This window comes from Thermohahella caldifontis (assembly GCF_041153465.1).
Taxonomy (GTDB): Bacteria; Pseudomonadota; Gammaproteobacteria; order Pseudomonadales; family Oleiphilaceae; genus Thermohahella; species Thermohahella caldifontis.
Genome location: NZ_CP154858.1, coordinates 2,419,004 through 2,436,916, shown reverse-complemented (window position 1 = coordinate 2,436,916; position 17,913 = coordinate 2,419,004). Strand labels below are relative to the sequence as shown.

The following is a 17,913-nucleotide window of genomic DNA, read 5'->3' as shown; positions in this document are numbered from 1 at the left end:
AAAAATATTTAAAATCAATATGTTATAAATCATCTAAGGGTGGATCCGGGCAGCGCAAGTTGTGGATAACTTTTTGGATAAATTCTGAAGATCCTGTGACAACCCGTTGAAAAACCGACGAATGGTGCATTTTTCCGGTGAATGTTTTTTGAACAGTCTGTGCAGTGGCGTTCAGTCAGGTTACAATACGCGGTTCCTTCAACAGGTGTGATCGGGGTGGCAGCGTGGAGTATCCGGAACAGTTTGATGTCATTGTGATTGGTGGTGGTCATGCGGGCACCGAAGCGGCACTCGCAGCGGCACGTATGGGCTGCCAGACCCTGTTGCTGACTCACAATATCGAAACGCTGGGCCAGATGTCCTGTAATCCGGCCATCGGCGGGATTGGCAAAAGTCACCTGGTCAAGGAAGTGGATGCGCTGGGTGGTGCCATGGCCCGGGCCACCGACAAGGCCGGCATTCAGTTTCGTGTTCTCAATGCCCGCAAGGGCCCCGCAGTCCGTGCCACCCGTGCACAGGCAGACCGGGCCCTCTACAAGGCGGCCATCCGTCATATTCTGGAAAACCAGCCCAATCTGCGTATCTTTCAGCAGGCCGCCGATGATCTCATCGTTCGTGGTGAAGAAGTCTGCGGCGTGGTCACCAACATGGGCGTGCGCTTCAGTGGCCGCACCGTTGTTCTGACCACCGGCACTTTTCTGGGGGGCGTCATTCACATCGGTCTGGAAAATCACAGTGGTGGTCGCGCCGGAGATCCGCCCTCCATTGCCCTCGCGCAACGACTGCGTGAGCTGCCTCTGCGGGTCGGCCGCCTCAAGACCGGCACGCCGCCACGAATCGATGCGCGCACGGTGGACTTTTCCGTCATGGAAGTTCAGCCCGGCGATACGCCAGTGCCGGTCATGTCCTATCTCGGATCCCGGGAGGAGCACCCGCGTCAGGTGCCCTGCTACATCACCCGCACCACGGCACGGACCCATGACATCATCCGCAGCGGGTTTGACCGTTCCCCCATGTTCACCGGCAAGATCGAAGGCGTGGGCCCGCGTTACTGCCCGTCCATCGAGGACAAGGTCAACCGCTTTGCAGACAAGGACTCACACCAGATCTTCATCGAGCCCGAAGGCCTGACCACACACGAACTCTATCCCAACGGCATCTCCACCAGCCTGCCCTTCGACGTGCAGCTGGCGCTGGTGCACAGCATTCCAGGTCTGGAAAAGGCACACATCACCCGGCCCGGCTATGCCATCGAATATGATTACTTCAATCCTCAGGACCTGCGCCACACCCTGGAAACCCGGGCGCTGCGCAACCTGTATTTTGCCGGGCAGATCAACGGTACCACCGGCTACGAGGAAGCCGCTGCCCAAGGCCTGCTGGCAGGTCTGAATGCCGCCCTCAGGGCACAGGAAAAGGATCCCTGGACGCCTTCGCGGGATCAGGCCTACATCGGGGTACTGGTGGATGACCTGATCACCCTCGGCACCCGCGAACCCTACCGCATGTTCACCAGCCGCGCAGAGTACCGCCTGCTGCTGCGCGAAGACAATGCGGACCTGAGGCTGACCGAGATCGGCCGCAAGCTGGGACTGGTGGATGATGAACGCTGGGCCGCCTTCAACCGCAAGCGTGAAGCCATTGAACAGGAACGCCAGCGCCTGCGGGACACCTGGGTCCAGCCCCAGAGTGAAGCCGGACAGCGTTTTGCCGAAGCGCTGGGCAAACCCCTGCCCCGTGAGGCCAGTCTGGCGGATCTGCTCAAGCGACCGGAACTGACACTGGATCAGGTGCACACCCTGCATGGCGACGTACCGGAACTGGACGAGGCCGTCCGCGAACAGGTGGAAATTCAGACCAAATATGAAGGCTACATCAGCCGTCAGGCGGGTGAAGTGGAGAAACTCCGGCGCAACGAAAACACCCCCATTCCGGAAGATCTGGATTACAGCGGTATTGACGGTCTGTCCAATGAACTGCGCCTGAAGCTGTCCGAAGTGCGTCCCGCAACGGTTGCCCAGGCCATGCGCATTCCGGGGATGACGCCTGCAGCCATCTCACTGCTTCTGGTCCATCTCAAGAAACAGCAAATGAAGGCGCGGCGTCCGGCATGAGCGGCGGGTCCTGGCACGAACGCTGGACCGCGCAGCTGGACGCGGGCCTGAAAGCACTCACTCTGGATCTTGATGATGATCGCCGTGACCGGCTGCTCGGCTACCTCGCACTCATGGCGCGCTGGAACCAGGCCTACAACCTCACGGCCGTCCGGGATCCGGCCGACTGGATCAGTCGCCACGTACTGGATGCCCTCTCCATCCTGCCCTGGATCCGGGGTAGGCACTGGGCAGACGTGGGGACCGGTCCCGGCATTCCGGGCATGATCCTGGCGCTGGTCCGGCCGGAGACACACTGGCTGCTGATCGACAGCAATGGCAAGAAAACCCGGTTTCTGACCCAGGTGGCCCTGGAGCTCAAGGTGAAGAATGTCCGCGTGATTCATGACCGGGTGGAAAATGTCATCCCGGAGGTGCCCCTGGACGGGGTCACCAGCCGGGCGTTCACCGCACTCGAGAACATGGTAAGATGGTGCGATCCCCTGATCGGCGTACAGACTCCCCTTCTGGCCATGAAGGGCCAGTATCCGGAAGATGAAGTCCGGTCACTGCCTGCCGGTTGGCGGGTGCGAGAAACCCATGCGTTGCAGGTTCCCGGCTGTGACGCGGCACGACATCTGTTGATAGTGGAACGGGACGGCCAAGCAGGAGAGTCAGCATGACCCGAATCATCGCAGTGACCAATCAGAAAGGCGGCGTGGGCAAGACCACAACCTGTGTCAATCTGGCCGCAAGCCTGGCTGCAACCCGCCGCAAGGTACTGCTGGTGGACATGGATCCCCAGGGCAATGCCACCATGGGCAGTGGTGTGGACAAGAATGCCGTGGACGCCACCCTCTATGAAGTGCTTACCAAAAAGCGGCCGGCGGAACAGGTCATCATCGCCTCCGAACAGGCAGGCTACGATGTGTTGCCCGCCAACAGTGACCTGACGGCGGCGGAAGTGGAGCTGATCAACGAGATTGGCCGTGAATACCGGCTCAAGCTGGCCCTGTCCGCGCTTGGCGAACGCTATGACTACATCCTCATTGACTGTCCGCCGTCACTGAACATGCTGACCGTCAACGCCCTGGTGGCAGCGCACAGCGTGCTGATTCCCATGCAGTGCGAATACTATGCCCTGGAAGGGCTTGCCGCACTCATGAATACCATCGAACAGATTCGCGAAACCGTGAACCCCGGTCTGGACATCGAAGGCCTGCTGCGTACCATGTATGACCCGCGCAACAGCCTCACCAAGGATGTCTCGGCGCAACTGCACGAATACTTTGGTGACAAGGTCTATCGTACGCTGATCCCGCGCAACATCCGGCTGGCGGAAGCGCCGTCCTATGGCGTACCCGCGCTGAAGTATGATAAAAGCTCCAAGGGCGCCGTCGCCTACCTCGCGCTTGCCGGGGAAATGATCCGGCGGCACAAGGCGCAACAGGCGCAAAAAGCGGTGGCAAGCGAAACCTGAGGAAAACCATGGCGGCAAAAAAACGAGGACTCGGCGAACGTGGGCTGGGCGCCCTGCTCACCAGCACCAAGGCACGGCTGGAACAACCGGAAAAGGAAGACGGCGAACTGAAGGACTTGCCGGTTGACCTGATTCAGCGCGGTGCCTGTCAGCCCCGTCGCGACATGGATCCCGATACCCTGGAAGAGCTGGCCCAATCCATCCGTGCTCAGGGGGTCATGCAGCCGATTGTTGTCCGCCCCATTGCCGATGGTCGCTACGAAATCATCGCCGGCGAGCGGCGCTGGCGGGCCAGCCAGCTGGCCGGTCTGGATCGTATTCCGGCGCTGATCCGCGATGTCACGGACGAAGCCGCCGTGGCCATGGCGCTGATCGAAAACATTCAGCGCGAAAACCTCAATCCCATTGAAGAAGCGGCGGCGCTCAAGCGTCTGCAAGAGGAATTTGGTCTCTCCCAGCAGGAAGTGGCCGATGCGGTCGGCAAATCCCGTACCACGGTGACCAACCTGTTGCGCCTGATGAACCTGGAATCCGATACGCGGATTCTCCTTGAGCGGGGCGATCTGGAAATGGGTCATGCCCGGGCCTTGCTGGGCCTGTCCGGAAACCGGCAGGTTGAAGCCGCCCGCCAGGTGGTCGCCCGGGGCTTGTCCGTGCGTCAGACGGAAGCACTTGTTCGCCGGCTCCAGCAGGAAGCGCCGGCGCCGGAGCCCAGGCGGCCGGATCCGGACGTGGTGCGCCTGCAGGAAAAGCTGGCCGATACCCTGGGCGCACGGGTGAAGATTGCCCATTCTCCCAAGGGCAAGGGCAAGGTCGTGATCGAATACAGTTCTCTGGATGAGCTGGACGGCATTCTCAGCCATATTCACTAGAAAAATATCGAACATACGTTTAAAACGCTCGTTCTACCACATGATGTAGAACGAGACGTCCCGCCACACCACCCGTTGGGGTTTCTACGGATACGCAGCGCAGGGAACCCTTCGAATTGACCGAAATTTAGACATTTTGACCCCCTTTCAGGTTGATGCGGGAGGGGGCAGACAATATAATGCACGCGCCTGAAGCTGTGGCACATGCACGGCAGGAGGCGGGGGAAACACAAACAGGGTCAATGAGGCAACAGGCAGACACGTTGAAAGGCATACGCAAGCCACCGGTTTATCGGGTCAACGTGCTGCAAATCAGTATTGCACTGATTCTGGCGGCAATCGCCCTTGGATGGGGTCGCAACACCTCCCTGTCCATACTGACGGGCGCCATGATATGCGCCCTGCCCAATCTCTATTTCACCTCCCGCGTCTTTGCCTGGCAAGGTGCCCGTGCCGCCCGGCAGATAGTGAAAACATTCTACAGGGCTGAGGCCATCAAGCTGATCCTGACCGCGATCCTGTTTGCACTGGCATTCCGGTTCGCACCCTGGCTTGAAGTGCTGCCCCTGTTTATTGGGTTTATCGTGGTTCAGTCGGTACACTGGCTGGCCCCCTGGATCATCCGAACGCATCGCGCGCAATAAAGAGAATTGAGGAACGGTATGGCAAGCGAAACCCTCACGGCCTCTGAATACATCCGGCACCACCTTCAGAACCTGACTTTTGGCAAGCACCCTGAACTGGGCTGGAAATTTGCCGAGAACCACGAGGAAGCCTCACAGATGGGCTTCTGGGCCATCCACGTGGACAGCATGCTCTGGTCCATCGGCCTCGGTATCCTGTTCCTCTGGCTGTTCCGCAAGGTGGCCGTCAAGGCGACGTCCGGCGTCCCGACGGGCCTGCAGAACTTCGTGGAAATCATGGTCGAGTTCGTCGACAACAGCGTCAAGGAAACCTTCCACGGCAAGAGTGACGTGATTGCGCCCCTGTCGCTGACCATCTTCTGCTGGATCTTCCTCATGAACACCATGGACCTGATCCCGGTGGACTTCCTGCCGTACCTGTTCCATGCCGCGGGTGTGACCTACATGAAGGTCGTGCCGACTACCGACGTCAACATTACGCTCGGCATGTCCATTTCCGTATTCTTCCTGATCATCTATTACAGCATCAAGGTCAAGGGTGTCGGCGGATTTGTGGGTGAGCTGACCCTGCAGCCCTTTGGCAAGTGGATGATCCCCTTCAACTTCCTGCTTGAAGGTGTGGGTCTGATTGCCAAGCCCATTTCACTGGCACTGCGTCTTTTCGGTAACCTGTACGCCGGCGAACTGATCTTCATCCTGATCGCACTGCTGCCGTTCTACGCGCAGTGGGCATTGTCCGTGCCCTGGGCCATCTTCCACATTCTGGTCATTACGCTGCAGGCGTTCATCTTCATGATGCTGACCATTGTGTACCTGAGCATGGCACACGAAGACCACTGAATTCACTGATCCACTAACCCAAACTTAAACTCAACTGACTGAAAAACTAGGAGTTAAAAATGGAAACTGTAGTTGGTATGACCGCTATCGCAGTAGCCCTTCTGATCGGCCTGGGTGCACTGGGCACCGCCATTGGCTTCGGTATCCTGGGTGGCAAGTTCCTGGAAGGTGCTGCACGTCAGCCTGAAATGGTTCCGATGCTGCAGGTCAAGATGTTCATCGTGGCAGGTCTGCTCGACGCCGTAACCATGATCGGTGTTGGTATCGCACTGTTCTTCACGTTCGCTAACCCGTTCGTTGCCCAGGTAGCAGGCTAATTAACGAATCGATGGTAAGCGGGGAAACCCGAAGAACAAGCGAGGGGTATTGACGTGAACATCAATCTGACTCTTATCGGTCAAGCCATCGCTTTCTTTATCTTTGTCGTTTTCTGCATGAAGTATGTCTGGCCTCCGGTCATTCAGGCTTTGCGCGAACGTGAGAAGAAGATTGCGGATGGCCTGCAGGCTGCTGAACGGGCAGCCCGGGACCTCCAGCTTGCTCAGGAAAAGGCCGCAGAAGAGCTGCGTGAAGCCAAGCAGCAAGCTGCGGCGATCCTTGAGCAGGCCAACAAGCGCTCCAATCAGGTCATTGAAGAAGCCAAGGTAGCAGCCCGCCAGGAAGGCGAGCGGCTGATTGCCGCGGCCAAGGCCGAGATTGAACAGGAAACCCAGCGTGCCAAGGAAGCATTGCGTGAGGAAGTCGCTGGCCTGGCGCTGGCGGGTGCTGAAAAAATCCTGGAAACCTCTGTTGATGCCAAAGCGCATGGCGAGTTTCTGAAAAAACTGGCAGCTCAACTGTAAAGAGGTTCCACGATGGCGGAAAGCACAACACTGGCAAGGCCTTACGCCAAAGCGGCCTTTGAGCTCGCTCGTGAAGCAAACCGTCTGGACGCCTGGGCAGATGCCCTGGCGTTCATGACGTATGTGGTCCAGGATGCCGAGGTCGCCGCAGTCATTGGCAACCCCGGTGTGACCAGTGCCGGAAAGGCCAGCCTGATCATCGACATTCTCGATGGCCGGCTGGATGAAGCGCAGCAGAACTTCGTGCGTCTTCTCGCCGAGAACAAGCGGCTGGCACTGATTCCCCAGATTGAAGCCATGTTCAAGCGGTACAAGGCCGCTGAAGAAGCCTCTGTGGATGTCACGATCGAGACCGCTTACGAGCTCGACGGCGAGCAGGAGTCGCTTTTGGTTGAAGCGCTCAAGAAGAAGCTCAACCGGACAGTACGTGTCAGCTCGGAAGTCAAGCGCAGCCTGATTGGCGGCGTTGTCATCCGCGCCGGCGACCTGGTAATCGACGGTTCCATCCGGGGCCGACTGAACAAGCTGGCCGAAGCACTGGCTTCCTGAGCAAGATAAAAGGTTTGAGGATATTGGCATGCAGCAACTGAATCCATCCGAGATCAGCGAGATCATCAAGAAGCGCATTGCGGATCTTGATATCTCCACCGAGGCCAAGACCGAAGGCACCATCGTCAGCGTATCTGACGGTATCGTGCTGATTCATGGCCTGTCGGACGTCATGTACGGCGAAATGATTGAATTTGAAGGCGGCGTCTATGGCCTGGCACTGAACCTGGAGCGTGACTCCGTGGGTGCGGTGGTACTGGGTGATTACGGCAGCCTGGCAGAAGGTCAGAAAGTCCGTTGTACCGGCCGCATTCTGGAAGTGCCCGTTGGCGAAGCCCTGCTCGGCCGCGTGGTCGATGCGCTGGGTAACCCCATCGACGGCAAGGGCCCGATCGAAGCCACACTGACTGACGCAATCGAAAAGGTTGCACCGGGCGTTATCGCGCGTAAGTCTGTTGGTCAGCCCATGCAGACCGGTTACAAGTCCGTGGACACCATGGTGCCCATCGGTCGCGGTCAGCGCGAGCTCATCATCGGCGACCGTCAGACCGGCAAGACCGCTCTGGCCATCGACGCCATCATCAACCAGAAAGACACCGGCGTGAAGTGTATCTACGTGGCCGTGGGACAGAAGCAGTCCTCCATTGCCAACGTGGTACGCAAGCTGGAAGAGCATGGCGCCATGGATCACACCATCGTCGTGGCAGCCGGTGCAGCGGATCCCGCCTCCATGCAGTTCCTGGCGCCTTACGCCGGCTGTACAATGGGCGAGTACTTCCGTGACCGTGGTCAGGACGCCCTGATCGTATTTGACGACCTGACCAAGCAGGCTTGGGCATATCGTCAGATCTCCCTGCTGCTGCGTCGTCCGCCGGGTCGTGAAGCTTATCCGGGTGACGTGTTCTACCTGCACTCCCGTCTGCTGGAGCGTGCAGCGCGCGTCAACGAGGAGTACGTTGAGAAGTTCACCAACGGTGAAGTCAAGGGCAAGACCGGCTCCCTGACCGCTCTGCCGATCATCGAGACACAGGCGGGTGACGTTTCCGCATTCGTACCCACCAACGTGATCTCCATCACCGATGGTCAGATCTTCCTGGAAACCAACCTGTTCAACGCAGGTATCCGTCCGGCCATGAACGCCGGTATCTCCGTATCCCGTGTAGGGGGTGCGGCTCAGACCAAGATCATGAAGAAGCTCGGTGGCGGTATCCGTCTGGCCCTGGCTCAGTATCGTGAACTGGCGGCGTTTGCCCAGTTTGCATCTGATCTGGATGACGCAACCCGCAAGCAGCTCGAACATGGTCAGCGCGTTACCGAACTCATGAAGCAGAAGCAGTACAGCCCGCTGTCCGTGGCTGAGATGGGTCTGGTTCTGTTCGCGGCCAACGAAGGCTACATCGACGATGTGGACGTCAAGAAAGTGGTTGATTTCGAAGCAGCCCTGCTGTCTTTCGCACGCAGCGAATACAGCGATCTGCTGGCGAAGATCAACGAAAAGGGCGACTACAACGACGAGATTGCTGCCGGTCTGAAAGAGTGCATTGAGAAGTTCAAAGCCACTCAAACCTGGTAAGACACAGGGCCGGGACACCGGCCCCTCACCGGGACTTTGGGATTAACAGACAGAAGGCAGTGAATCATGGCCGTCGGAAAAGAAATCAGAAACCAAATCGCCAGTATCAAGAGCACGCAGAAGATCACGTCCGCGATGGAACTCGTGGCCGCGAGCAAGATGCGCAAGGCTCAGGTACGCATGGCGGAGGGTCGGCCCTATGCCGATCGCATCCGTGAAGTGGTCAGCCACATCGCGGCGGCGAACCCCGAGTACCACCACATGTTCCTGGAGGAACGCGAGGCGAAGCGGGTCGGATACATTGTCGTCACGACGGACCGTGGACTCTGCGGCGGACTGAACGTCAACGAGTTCCGTGAAGTGGCACGTGACATCAAGGCATGGCAGGACAAGGGTGTGGGTATTGACATCTGCGCCGTGGGTCAGAAGGCCGTCAACTTCTTCCGCAAATACGGCGGAAACATGATGTCGGCCGTTACCCACCTCGGCGACGAGCCCTCCCTGAACCAGATTATCGGCTCCGTCAAGGTCGCCCTGGACGCCTATGCCGAAGGCAAGATCGACCGCCTGTTCGTTGTATACAACCGCTTTGTCAACACCATGACCCAGAAGCCCACGATTCTCCAGCTGCTGCCGCTGCAGGCACAGGAAGAGGATCAGGAGCTGGTGAAGAAGCATTGGGATTACATCTACGAGCCCGATGCCAAGCCGCTTCTGGATGGTCTGCTGACCCGGTATGTCGAGTCTCAGGTATACCAGGCCGTGGTTGAAAACAACGCCTGTGAGCAGGCCTCGCGCATGATCGCCATGAAGAGTGCGACGGACAACGCCGGCAACATCATCAACGACTTGCAGCTGGCGTACAACAAGGCCCGTCAGGCAGCGATCACGCAGGAAATCTCCGAAATCGTCAGTGGTGCAGCGGCGGTTTAAGGGCAAGAGTTTTGAGTAACGAGGAACCGACTATGAGTAGCGGACAAATTGTACGAATCATCGGGGCCGTCATCGACGTGGAATTTCCGCGTGACAGCGTCCCCAAGGTGTACGACGCACTGAAGGTGGAAGGTGGCAACACCACACTGGAAGTCCAGCAGCAGCTGGGTGACGGCGTTGTACGGACCATCGCCATGGGCTCCACCGAAGGTCTGCGTCGCGGCCTGAACGTGGAAAATACCGGTGCCCCCATCTCCGTGCCCGTGGGCCGGGAAACACTGGGTCGCATCATGGACGTCCTGGGTAACCCCATTGACGAACAGGGCCCCATTGGTGAAAAGGAGCGTGCTCCGATTCACCGCAAGGCACCTTCCTACGCGGATCAGGCCGCCTCGACCGAGCTGCTGGAAACCGGCATCAAGGTTATCGATCTGGTATGCCCGTTTGCCAAGGGTGGTAAGGTAGGTCTCTTCGGTGGTGCAGGTGTGGGCAAGACCGTCAACATGATGGAGCTCATCAACAACATCGCCAAGGAGCACTCCGGTCTGTCCGTATTTGCCGGTGTCGGTGAGCGGACCCGTGAAGGGAACGACTTCTACTATGAAATGCAGGAGTCCAACGTTCTCGACAAGGTTGCCATGGTATATGGTCAGATGAACGAGCCCCCGGGCAACCGTCTGCGTGTGGCCCTGACCGGTCTGACCATCGCTGAGAAGTTCCGTGATGAAGGTCGTGACGTACTGCTCTTCATCGACAACATCTACCGTTACACACTGGCCGGTACGGAAGTATCCGCCCTGCTGGGCCGGATGCCGTCAGCGGTAGGTTACCAGCCGACGCTGGCCGAGGAGATGGGTGTACTGCAGGAGCGGATCACTTCCACCAAGGTAGGCTCCATCACCTCCATCCAGGCCGTATACGTTCCCGCGGACGACCTGACTGACCCGTCTCCGGCGACCACCTTCTCGCACCTGGATGCGACTGTGGTACTGTCCCGTGACATCGCAGCCAAGGGTATCTACCCGGCCATCGACCCGCTGGATTCCACCTCCCGTCAGCTGGATCCGCTGGTTATCGGTCAGGAGCACTATGACGTGGCGCGTGGCGTGCAGTCCGTACTGCAGCGTTACAAGGAGCTGAAGGATATCATCGCGATTCTGGGTATGGACGAACTGTCCGATGAGGACAAGCTGATCGTCTCCCGTGCCCGTAAAATCGAGCGTTTCCTGTCCCAGCCCTTCCACGTGGCCGAAGTGTTCACCGGCGCACCGGGCAAGTACGTGTCCCTGAAGGAAACCATCCGTGGTTTCAAGGGCATTCTGGACGGTCAGTATGATGACCTGCCGGAGCAGGCGTTCTACATGGTTGGCTCAATTGACGAAGCGGTCGAAAAAGCCAAGACAATGAAGTAAGCTCCTCAAGAAGGTGAGCCATTATGGGTATGACAGTGCACTGTGATATTGTCAGCGCGGAACAACAGGTCTTCTCCGGTCTCGTGGAGATGGTCATCGCGGCTGGCACAGAAGGTGACCTGGGTATTGCACCCGGTCACACGCCACTGCTTACCGCATTGAACCCGGGCCCTGTACGCATCATCAAGCAGGGTGGCGAAGAAGAAGTCTTCTTCGTTACAGGGGGCTTTCTTGAGGTCCAGCCGAACCGGGTCACCATTCTTTCCGATACAGCGGAACGGGCGGAGACTCTGGACGAGGCGGCTGCTCTGGAAGCCAAACGTGAAGCGGAAAAGGCCCTTGCCAACCGCACCGGCGATTTCGAGTACTCGAAGGCGGCGGCGGAGCTGGCGGAGGCTGCAGCACGTTTGCGCGCCATCCAGCAGGTACGCAAGAAGCTTGGGCGGTAGGTATCACGCACCAGCAAGAAAAGGGGAAGCCTGTCTTCCCCTTTTTTCGTTTGAAACAGGGAACAGCAGGTAACAACAATGGCATTGCATGTGGTGATTCTCGCGGCGGGGCAGGGTACGCGGATGAAGTCCGCCCTGCCCAAGGTCCTCCATCCCGTGGCCGGCACGCCCATGGTGCGCCATGTGGTGAATACGGCGCGTCAACTGAATCCGGACTCCATTACCGTCGTACACGGCCATGGAGGAGATCAGGTCTGCGCGGCGCTGGCGGATGCGGGTGTGACGTTCGTGGAGCAGAAGGAACAGCTGGGTACGGGCCATGCGGTGGCACAGGCCTTGCCGGCGCTGCCCGAATCGGGCCAACTGCTGGTGCTCTATGGTGATGTGCCGCTGATTCAGGAAGAGACCCTGCGTGCCTTCTGTGAACACACCCAGGGACTGGGCATTCTCACGGTCGCACTGGATGACCCGACCGGTTACGGACGCATTGTCCGCGACGAGCTGGACCGGATTACCGGCATCGTGGAGCAAAAGGACGCGAGCCCGGAACAGCTCCGCATCCGTGAGGTGAACACCGGCATCATGTGCATGCCCATTGATGCCCTGAGACGCTGGATTCCGAAACTGGGCAATCAGAACGCCCAGGGCGAATACTATCTGACCGACATTGTTGCCCTCGCCGTTGCCGAGGGCATGCCGGTCACCGCTGCACATCCCCGCCATGCTTGGGAGGTGGAAGGGGTCAACAACCGCCTGCAACTGGCGGCACTGGAGCGACAGTACCAACGCAATCAGGCTGAGCAACTCATGCTTGCCGGCGTCACGGTCCTGGACCCGGCACGCCTGGACATCCGGGGTGAGGTGGAAGTGGGTCAGGACACCACGCTTGACGTGAACGTGATTCTCGAAGGTCGCGTCCGCATCGGCAGCCATGTTACCGTGGGGGCCGGCTGTGTGATTCGCAACAGCATCATCGGCGATCATGTGACCCTCGCACCCTACAGTGTCCTCGAAGACGCCGTGGTGGATGGCGGCAACACCATCGGGCCTTTCGCACGCTTGCGGCCCGGTGCCCACCTGCATGAAGGTGCCAAGGTGGGCAACTTTGTCGAAATCAAGAAGGCCGAAATCGGCGCCGGCTCCAAGGTCAATCACCTGACCTACATCGGCGATGCCACCATTGGCCGAGACGTCAATGTGGGCGCGGGAACCATCACCTGCAACTACGACGGGGTCAACAAATTCCGCACGGTCATGGAGGATGGTGTCTTTATCGGCTCCAATACGGCACTGGTGGCTCCGGTGACGGTCGGGGAGGGGGCCACGGTGGGGGCCGGTTCGGTGATTACCAAGGATGTCCCGCCGGGCGAACTGGCCGTGGCACGGGGCAAGCAGGTCAATATCCGGGGTTGGCAACGCCCGGTGAAGAAGAAATAATGCGCGCATAACGGAACATCGGAGATCGGAAGCAATGTGTGGAATCGTAGGGGCCGTGGCACAACGGCAGGTGGCAGAAATTCTGCTCGAAGGACTCAAGCGCCTCGAATACCGGGGATATGACTCCGCAGGCATGGCTGTCATTGATCCGGAGGGCCGGATACAGCGTCGCCGTGCCGTAGGCAAGGTTGCTGCCCTGGAAGCCGCCATGCGTGCCGAACCCCTGCCCGGCAAGGTGGGGATTGCCCATACCCGCTGGGCGACCCATGGCAAGCCGACGGAAAATAACGCGCATCCGCACATGTCCGGTGAAGCGCTGGCCATTGTTCACAACGGCATCATCGAAAACTTCGAGGCACTGCGCGAAGTCCTGAAGGGCAAGGGCTACACCTTCACTTCCGACACGGATACCGAGGTTGTAGTGCACCTCATCCACGAAGCGCTCAAGGACAACAGCGATCTGTTCGAGGCGGTACGCAAGACCCTGAGCCAGTTGGAGGGTGCTTATGCCCTGGCGGTCTGTCACGCCGATCATCCGGATCGCATTATCGTGGCACGGCAGGGCAGCCCGCTGGTCATTGGTGTCGGGATCGAGGAAAACTTCTGCGGCTCCGATCCGCTGGCACTGCTGCACGTTACCGACCGCTTCATCTATCTGGAAGAAGGTGATGTGGCCGAACTCACCACCCAAAGCATCCGGATCGTCGATGCCGGCGGTGCGCCGGTGGAGCGTCCGGTGAAGCGGTTCGAACACGGCGTGGATGCAGCCGACAAGGGTGAGTTTCGCCATTACATGCTCAAGGAAATCTACGAACAACCGAAGGTCATCCGGGCCACGCTGGAAGGCCGCATCAGCCAGGACCGCATTCTGGAGCAGGTACTGGGGACGGAAACCCGAAGAATTCTGGACGAAGTGAAACACATCCAGATCGTCGCCTGCGGTACGTCCTATCATGCGGGGCTGGTGGCGCGTTACTGGCTGGAAGAACTGGCCGGTGTGCCCTGCCAGGTGGAAGTAGCATCCGAATACCGTTACCGCAAGCACGTGGTGCCGGAAAAGGCGTTGTTTGTCACCATCTCCCAGTCTGGCGAAACGGCCGATACCCTGGCTGCCCTGCGTCAGGCCAAGACCTCCGGATTCATGGCCACCCTCGCCATCTGCAACGTGCCCGGCAGCTCACTGGTGCGTGAATCCGATCTGGTAATGATGACCCAGGCCGGTCCGGAGATCGGCGTGGCCTCCACCAAGGCCTTTACCACCCAGTTGGTCGCGCTGGCCGTGGTGACCATTGCCCTGGCGCGTCGTCATGGGCTCACGGACGCCGCCGAGGCGAAGCTGGTGCGTGCCCTGCGCGCCCTGCCGGATCACATCGAAGCCGTACTGGCGCTGGATCCGGCCATCGAAAGACTCTCCGAGCACTTTGTGGACAAGCATCACGCGCTCTTTCTGGGGCGCGGGGCCCTGTACCCGGTGGCCATGGAGGGCGCGCTCAAGCTCAAGGAAATCTCTTACATTCACGCCGAGGCCTACCCGGCCGGTGAACTCAAGCACGGCCCGCTGGCACTGGTGGATGACGACATGCCGGTGGTCACCGTGGCGCCCAACAATGCGCTGCTGGAAAAACTCAAGTCCAACCTGCAGGAAGTGCGGGCACGGGGCGGAGAACTCTACGTGTTTGCCGACAGCACTGCCGACATGGCCGACGAACCCGGTATCCACACGCTGCAGCTGCCCTCCGTCAACGACATGATGGCACCCATCGTGTATACCGTGCCGCTGCAACTGCTGGCCTACCACGTTGCCGTGCTCAAGGGCACCGACGTGGATCAGCCAAGGAACCTGGCCAAATCCGTGACGGTAGAGTAACAACGGCGCCTGAGCGAATGACTGCGGGGGCGCATTTGCCCCCGCCGTCTGTTTATCCCCTCAGAACCTTCCACGGCCGCGTTCCAGTCATCACGCTACTTCATGCGGGCGTCCACGGCATCCCGGGCTTCTTTCAGAGAGACACCATGCAATTGCCGGTACCGGCGGATGGCCCATACGCGATAACCTGATTTCGCCAGCCGGATGATGTCTTCATCTGTTGTCTGCCGGAGAGGCGGCAAAATTCCCCTTTTCTCAAGCTGCCGCTCGCGCACGCTCGCCGTCAGGACTGACAGTATCCAGATCCCCAAAAGCACAGATGCCACGACCAGCAAACCGGTCCCGTTTTGATTCATGATGTTCACCTGAAAGGATTGGCATATTCCGGGTGTACAACTCACCCAAAGTTTTCAAATTCCCTTTGAAGGCCGGGATTGAGCGGTGGCAAGTCAGCAGCCGAAGTGTATCGTTTTTCGTCCGGGCAGATCAATTCAGGTCAAGCCGGGCAGATACCGGAAAAAGAGATTGAACTGAATCCCGTTACCGGTCGACTTACCTTGTGACATCAGTCAACAACTCAATCACAGAGGTAATCAGGCATGAATACTAACAAGAAGCGGATCGCAGTATGGGTATTGGGAGCAGTACTGGCCGGTGCGGGCTGGAGCGCGGAGCGCAATCCACCGGATAACCCCAATGATCCGTGCAGCCCGACCCATGCGGGCCCCCCTCCTTTCTTGCCTTGTGAAAAGGCCAAACCCATGCCAGACCGGCACATGGGCACCAAACCGGCTCACGGCAAGCCGGCAGGTCAGCGCCTCTATCCGCCGCCTGACGGAAAAGGTGGGCCCTGCACGGTTCCCTGGACCACCGGCGATAAAGGTCAACCATACTGCCGTGGGGAAATCATTGAATAAGGCCTGTTATCACCGGATTGTGCAGACCGGCGCCTCGGGGTGATGCTTTGGAATGACGCCGTCAGACATGCAACACACTGATCCGTAAGCCAAAAAAGCCGGAGGCCTGGCCTCCGGCAATGGCGAGTGAGAGCGTACGAGACAAACGATCAGGCTTCGGCCTTGGCCGGGATCTGCGGTCCGGCCGCCACCAATGCCTGGCACTCCGGGTTGTCCAGGAAACTGCTGAAGTTGGCGACGAACTTTTCTCCCAGACGGATGGCCTTATCTGTCCATTCGCTGGCATCCGCGTAGGTGTTGCGCGGATCGAGGATGGTGCTGTCCACACCCGCCAGCGCGACGGGAATTTCCAGGTTGAAGATCGGCAGTGTCCGGGTTTCGGCCGTATCCACTTCCCCGGCAATAATGGCATCAATGATGCGTCGGGTGGCCTGAATGGAAATCCGCTTGCCGGTGCCGTTCCATCCGGTGTTCACCAGATAGGCTTTGGCGTTGACCGCATTCATCCGTGCTACCAGTTCCTCTGCGTACTTGATGGGATGCAGAGACAGGAAGGCCTTGCCGAAGCAGGCCGAGAACGTCGGCGTGGGTTCCGTGATACCCCGCTCAGTGCCTGCCAGCTTGGAGGTATAGCCGGAGAGGAAATGGTATTTGGTTTGTGCCGCATTCAGCTTTGCAACGGGCGGCAACACACCATAGGCATCGGCCGTCAGGAAGATGACCGTGGTGGCATGGCCGGCCTTCGATACCGGGTACACCGCGTTCCTGATGTGATAGAGCGGATAGCTAACGCGGGTATTTTCGGTGATGGACGCATCGGAAAAGTCGATCTTGCCGTTTTCATCCACCACCACATTTTCCAGCAGGGCATCGCGCTTGATGGCGTGATAGATGTCCGGCTCGGCCTCGGGGTCAAGGTTGATGGTCTTGGCGTAGCAGCCGCCTTCAAAGTTGAAAACGCCATCATCATCCCAGCCATGCTCGTCATCGCCGATCAGGCGGCGCTTGGGATCGGTGGACAGGGTGGTCTTTCCGGTCCCGCTGAGGCCAAAGAAGATGGCCACGTCACCCGCTTCGCCCACGTTGGCAGAACAGTGCATGGAGGCAATGTGCTTCAGGGGCAGATAGTAGTTCATCATGGCGAACATGCCCTTCTTCATTTCGCCGCCATACCAGGTACCGCCAATCAGCTGCATCCGCTCGGTCATGTTGAACACGGTGAACACCTCCGAGTTCATGCCGTGTTCCTTCCATTTCGGGTTGGTGACCTTGGATGCATTGATGACCACAAAGTCCGGCTCACCAAAGCTGGCCAGCTCATCTTCCGTGGGGCGGATGAACATGTTCTTGACGAAATGCGCCTGCCAGGCCACCTCCATGATGAAGCGGATCTTCATGCGGGTGTTGGGATTGGCGCCACAGAAGGCATCCACCACAAACAGCCTCTTGCCGGAAAGCTGCTTCTGGCACAGGGCCTTGAGTTCGTTCCAGACTTCCGGCTTGAGGGGATGGTTGTCGTTATGGGAGATGCTGTTGTCCCACCAGACATGCTCCTTGCTGACATCGTCATACACAATGTACTTGTCCTTGGGAGAGCGGCCTGTGAAGATGCCGGTCTTGACGGCCACGGCGCCAAGCTCGGTGACCACGCCCTTTTCATAGCCTTCCAGATCCGGGCGGGTTTCTTCTTCGAAGAGTTGGTCATAGCTGGGGTTGTAGACGACTTCCTTAACGTCCGTAATGCCGTATTTTGAGAGGTCAGGTGTCTGAGTCATGATCGCCTCCTGGCTGGTGTGAGGGGGATTCCCCGAAGGTCTGACTCATATAGTAGTAATATTACGTAATTAAATTTTGATCTGAGGCAAGAATAGACATTTTTTAACGTAAATAAACGCGTATGGGGCGATTCATCACGATGGATGGTGGATTTTTTTGGGGTCGGGTGTATGTCATCATGAAATGGTGTGCCAAAGCCTTGCCCGGATTGATCTATTCAGGCTACCCT

Annotated in this window: 17 protein-coding genes; 15 read left to right on the top strand and 2 right to left on the bottom strand. The window is 58.7% G+C overall.

All coding sequences use genetic code 11. The features are described 5' to 3' along the window. Nucleotides 1-224: 224 nt before the first annotated feature. The 15 genes from mnmG to glmS all read left to right on the top strand — a co-directional run bounded on the left by mnmG (nt 225) and on the right by glmS (nt 14,991). Nucleotides 225-2,114, top strand: a complete 1,890-nt coding sequence (gene mnmG / locus AAIA72_RS11780; protein WP_369600515.1) for a tRNA uridine-5-carboxymethylaminomethyl(34) synthesis enzyme MnmG — start codon at nt 225-227, stop codon at nt 2,112-2,114. After that, the gene (rsmG, locus tag AAIA72_RS11775) at nt 2,111-2,776 is read left to right on the top strand and encodes a 16S rRNA (guanine(527)-N(7))-methyltransferase RsmG (protein WP_369600514.1); all 666 of its coding nucleotides are present in this window, start codon (nt 2,111-2,113) and stop codon (nt 2,774-2,776) included. The genes mnmG and rsmG overlap by 4 nt, the downstream gene beginning before the upstream one ends. Further along, nucleotides 2,773-3,573: a ParA family protein gene (locus AAIA72_RS11770; protein WP_369600513.1), complete on the top strand. Its 801-nt coding sequence runs from the start codon at nt 2,773-2,775 to the stop codon at nt 3,571-3,573. Before rsmG ends, AAIA72_RS11770 begins: the two co-directional genes overlap by 4 nt. 8 nt (nt 3,574-3,581) lie before the next feature. Next, complete coding sequence (locus tag AAIA72_RS11765; RefSeq protein ID WP_369600512.1) at nt 3,582-4,445, top strand: ParB/RepB/Spo0J family partition protein; 864 nt, start codon at nt 3,582-3,584, stop codon at nt 4,443-4,445. A 263-nt stretch (nt 4,446-4,708) separates the two neighbouring features. Continuing rightward, entirely contained in the window at nt 4,709-5,089 is a 381-nt protein-coding gene (locus AAIA72_RS11760) for an ATP synthase subunit I (protein WP_369600511.1), read from the top strand. 18 nt (nt 5,090-5,107) lie between these two features. After that, a complete protein-coding gene (atpB, locus tag AAIA72_RS11755) occupies nt 5,108-5,929 on the top strand; it encodes a F0F1 ATP synthase subunit A (RefSeq protein WP_369600510.1) in 822 nt (273 codons plus the stop codon). Between the two features lie 59 nt (nt 5,930-5,988). Continuing rightward, on the top strand, nt 5,989-6,246 hold the full coding sequence (atpE, locus tag AAIA72_RS11750; protein WP_369600509.1) for a F0F1 ATP synthase subunit C: 258 nt from the start codon (nt 5,989-5,991) through the stop codon (nt 6,244-6,246). Between the two features lie 54 nt (nt 6,247-6,300). Further along, nucleotides 6,301-6,771 carry a F0F1 ATP synthase subunit B gene (locus tag AAIA72_RS11745; protein WP_369600508.1) on the top strand — a complete coding sequence of 157 codons (471 nt, stop codon included), beginning with the start codon at nt 6,301-6,303 and terminating at the stop codon, nt 6,769-6,771. A 12-nt stretch (nt 6,772-6,783) separates the two neighbouring features. Continuing rightward, nucleotides 6,784-7,320 carry a F0F1 ATP synthase subunit delta gene (locus AAIA72_RS11740; RefSeq protein WP_369600507.1) on the top strand — a complete coding sequence of 179 codons (537 nt, stop codon included), beginning with the start codon at nt 6,784-6,786 and terminating at the stop codon, nt 7,318-7,320. Between the two features lie 28 nt (nt 7,321-7,348). Next, nucleotides 7,349-8,893, top strand: coding sequence for a F0F1 ATP synthase subunit alpha (gene atpA / locus AAIA72_RS11735; protein WP_369600506.1), 1,545 nt, complete (start codon nt 7,349-7,351; stop codon nt 8,891-8,893). Nucleotides 8,894-8,959: 66 nt separating this feature from the next. Continuing rightward, nucleotides 8,960-9,826 carry a F0F1 ATP synthase subunit gamma gene (gene atpG, locus AAIA72_RS11730; RefSeq protein WP_369600505.1) on the top strand — a complete coding sequence of 289 codons (867 nt, stop codon included), beginning with the start codon at nt 8,960-8,962 and terminating at the stop codon, nt 9,824-9,826. A gap of 32 nt (nt 9,827-9,858) precedes the next feature. Next, nucleotides 9,859-11,238 carry a F0F1 ATP synthase subunit beta gene (atpD, locus tag AAIA72_RS11725; protein ID WP_369600504.1) on the top strand — a complete coding sequence of 460 codons (1,380 nt, stop codon included), beginning with the start codon at nt 9,859-9,861 and terminating at the stop codon, nt 11,236-11,238. 23 nt (nt 11,239-11,261) lie between these two features. After that, a complete protein-coding gene (locus tag AAIA72_RS11720; RefSeq protein WP_369600503.1) occupies nt 11,262-11,687 on the top strand; it encodes a F0F1 ATP synthase subunit epsilon in 426 nt (141 codons plus the stop codon). A 78-nt stretch (nt 11,688-11,765) separates the two neighbouring features. Continuing rightward, on the top strand, nt 11,766-13,124 hold the full coding sequence (glmU, locus tag AAIA72_RS11715) for a bifunctional UDP-N-acetylglucosamine diphosphorylase/glucosamine-1-phosphate N-acetyltransferase GlmU (RefSeq protein WP_369600502.1): 1,359 nt from the start codon (nt 11,766-11,768) through the stop codon (nt 13,122-13,124). Nucleotides 13,125-13,158: 34 nt separating this feature from the next. After that, nucleotides 13,159-14,991: a glutamine--fructose-6-phosphate transaminase (isomerizing) gene (gene glmS / locus AAIA72_RS11710; protein WP_369600501.1), complete on the top strand. Its 1,833-nt coding sequence runs from the start codon at nt 13,159-13,161 to the stop codon at nt 14,989-14,991. A gap of 95 nt (nt 14,992-15,086) precedes the next feature. On the opposite strand, the gene AAIA72_RS11705 is transcribed toward glmS, so the two are convergent. Together AAIA72_RS11705 and pckA are read right to left on the bottom strand one after the other, a co-directional pair. Further along, nucleotides 15,087-15,347, bottom strand: a complete 261-nt coding sequence (locus tag AAIA72_RS11705) for a hypothetical protein (protein ID WP_369600500.1) — start codon at nt 15,345-15,347, stop codon at nt 15,087-15,089. A 710-nt stretch (nt 15,348-16,057) separates the two neighbouring features. Beyond that, nucleotides 16,058-17,683 (bottom strand): phosphoenolpyruvate carboxykinase (ATP), encoded by a 1,626-nt coding sequence (gene pckA, locus AAIA72_RS11700; RefSeq protein ID WP_369600499.1) that lies wholly within the window; start codon nt 17,681-17,683, stop codon nt 16,058-16,060. Between the last annotated feature and the right edge of the window lie 230 nt (nt 17,684-17,913).

Bases quoted from the DNA above. Each gene is read 5' to 3' on its own strand.
- rsmG (WP_369600514.1), top strand. From the start codon at position 2,111: ATGAGCGGCGGGTCCTGGCACGAACGCTGGACCGCGCAGCTGGACGCG.
- AAIA72_RS11770 (WP_369600513.1), top strand. From the start codon at position 2,773: ATGACCCGAATCATCGCAGTGACCAATCAGAAAGGCGGCGTGGGCAAG.
- AAIA72_RS11765 (WP_369600512.1), top strand. From the start codon at position 3,582: ATGGCGGCAAAAAAACGAGGACTCGGCGAACGTGGGCTGGGCGCCCTG.
- atpB (WP_369600510.1), top strand. From the start codon at position 5,108: ATGGCAAGCGAAACCCTCACGGCCTCTGAATACATCCGGCACCACCTT.
- atpE (WP_369600509.1), top strand. From the start codon at position 5,989: ATGGAAACTGTAGTTGGTATGACCGCTATCGCAGTAGCCCTTCTGATC.
- AAIA72_RS11740 (WP_369600507.1), top strand. From the start codon at position 6,784: ATGGCGGAAAGCACAACACTGGCAAGGCCTTACGCCAAAGCGGCCTTT.
- atpA (WP_369600506.1), top strand. From the start codon at position 7,349: ATGCAGCAACTGAATCCATCCGAGATCAGCGAGATCATCAAGAAGCGC.
- atpG (WP_369600505.1), top strand. From the start codon at position 8,960: ATGGCCGTCGGAAAAGAAATCAGAAACCAAATCGCCAGTATCAAGAGC.
- atpD (WP_369600504.1), top strand. From the start codon at position 9,859: ATGAGTAGCGGACAAATTGTACGAATCATCGGGGCCGTCATCGACGTG.
- AAIA72_RS11720 (WP_369600503.1), top strand. From the start codon at position 11,262: ATGGGTATGACAGTGCACTGTGATATTGTCAGCGCGGAACAACAGGTC.
- glmU (WP_369600502.1), top strand. From the start codon at position 11,766: ATGGCATTGCATGTGGTGATTCTCGCGGCGGGGCAGGGTACGCGGATG.
- glmS (WP_369600501.1), top strand. From the start codon at position 13,159: ATGTGTGGAATCGTAGGGGCCGTGGCACAACGGCAGGTGGCAGAAATT.
- AAIA72_RS11705 (WP_369600500.1), bottom strand. From the start codon at position 15,347: ATGAATCAAAACGGGACCGGTTTGCTGGTCGTGGCATCTGTGCTTTTG.
- pckA (WP_369600499.1), bottom strand. From the start codon at position 17,683: ATGACTCAGACACCTGACCTCTCAAAATACGGCATTACGGACGTTAAG.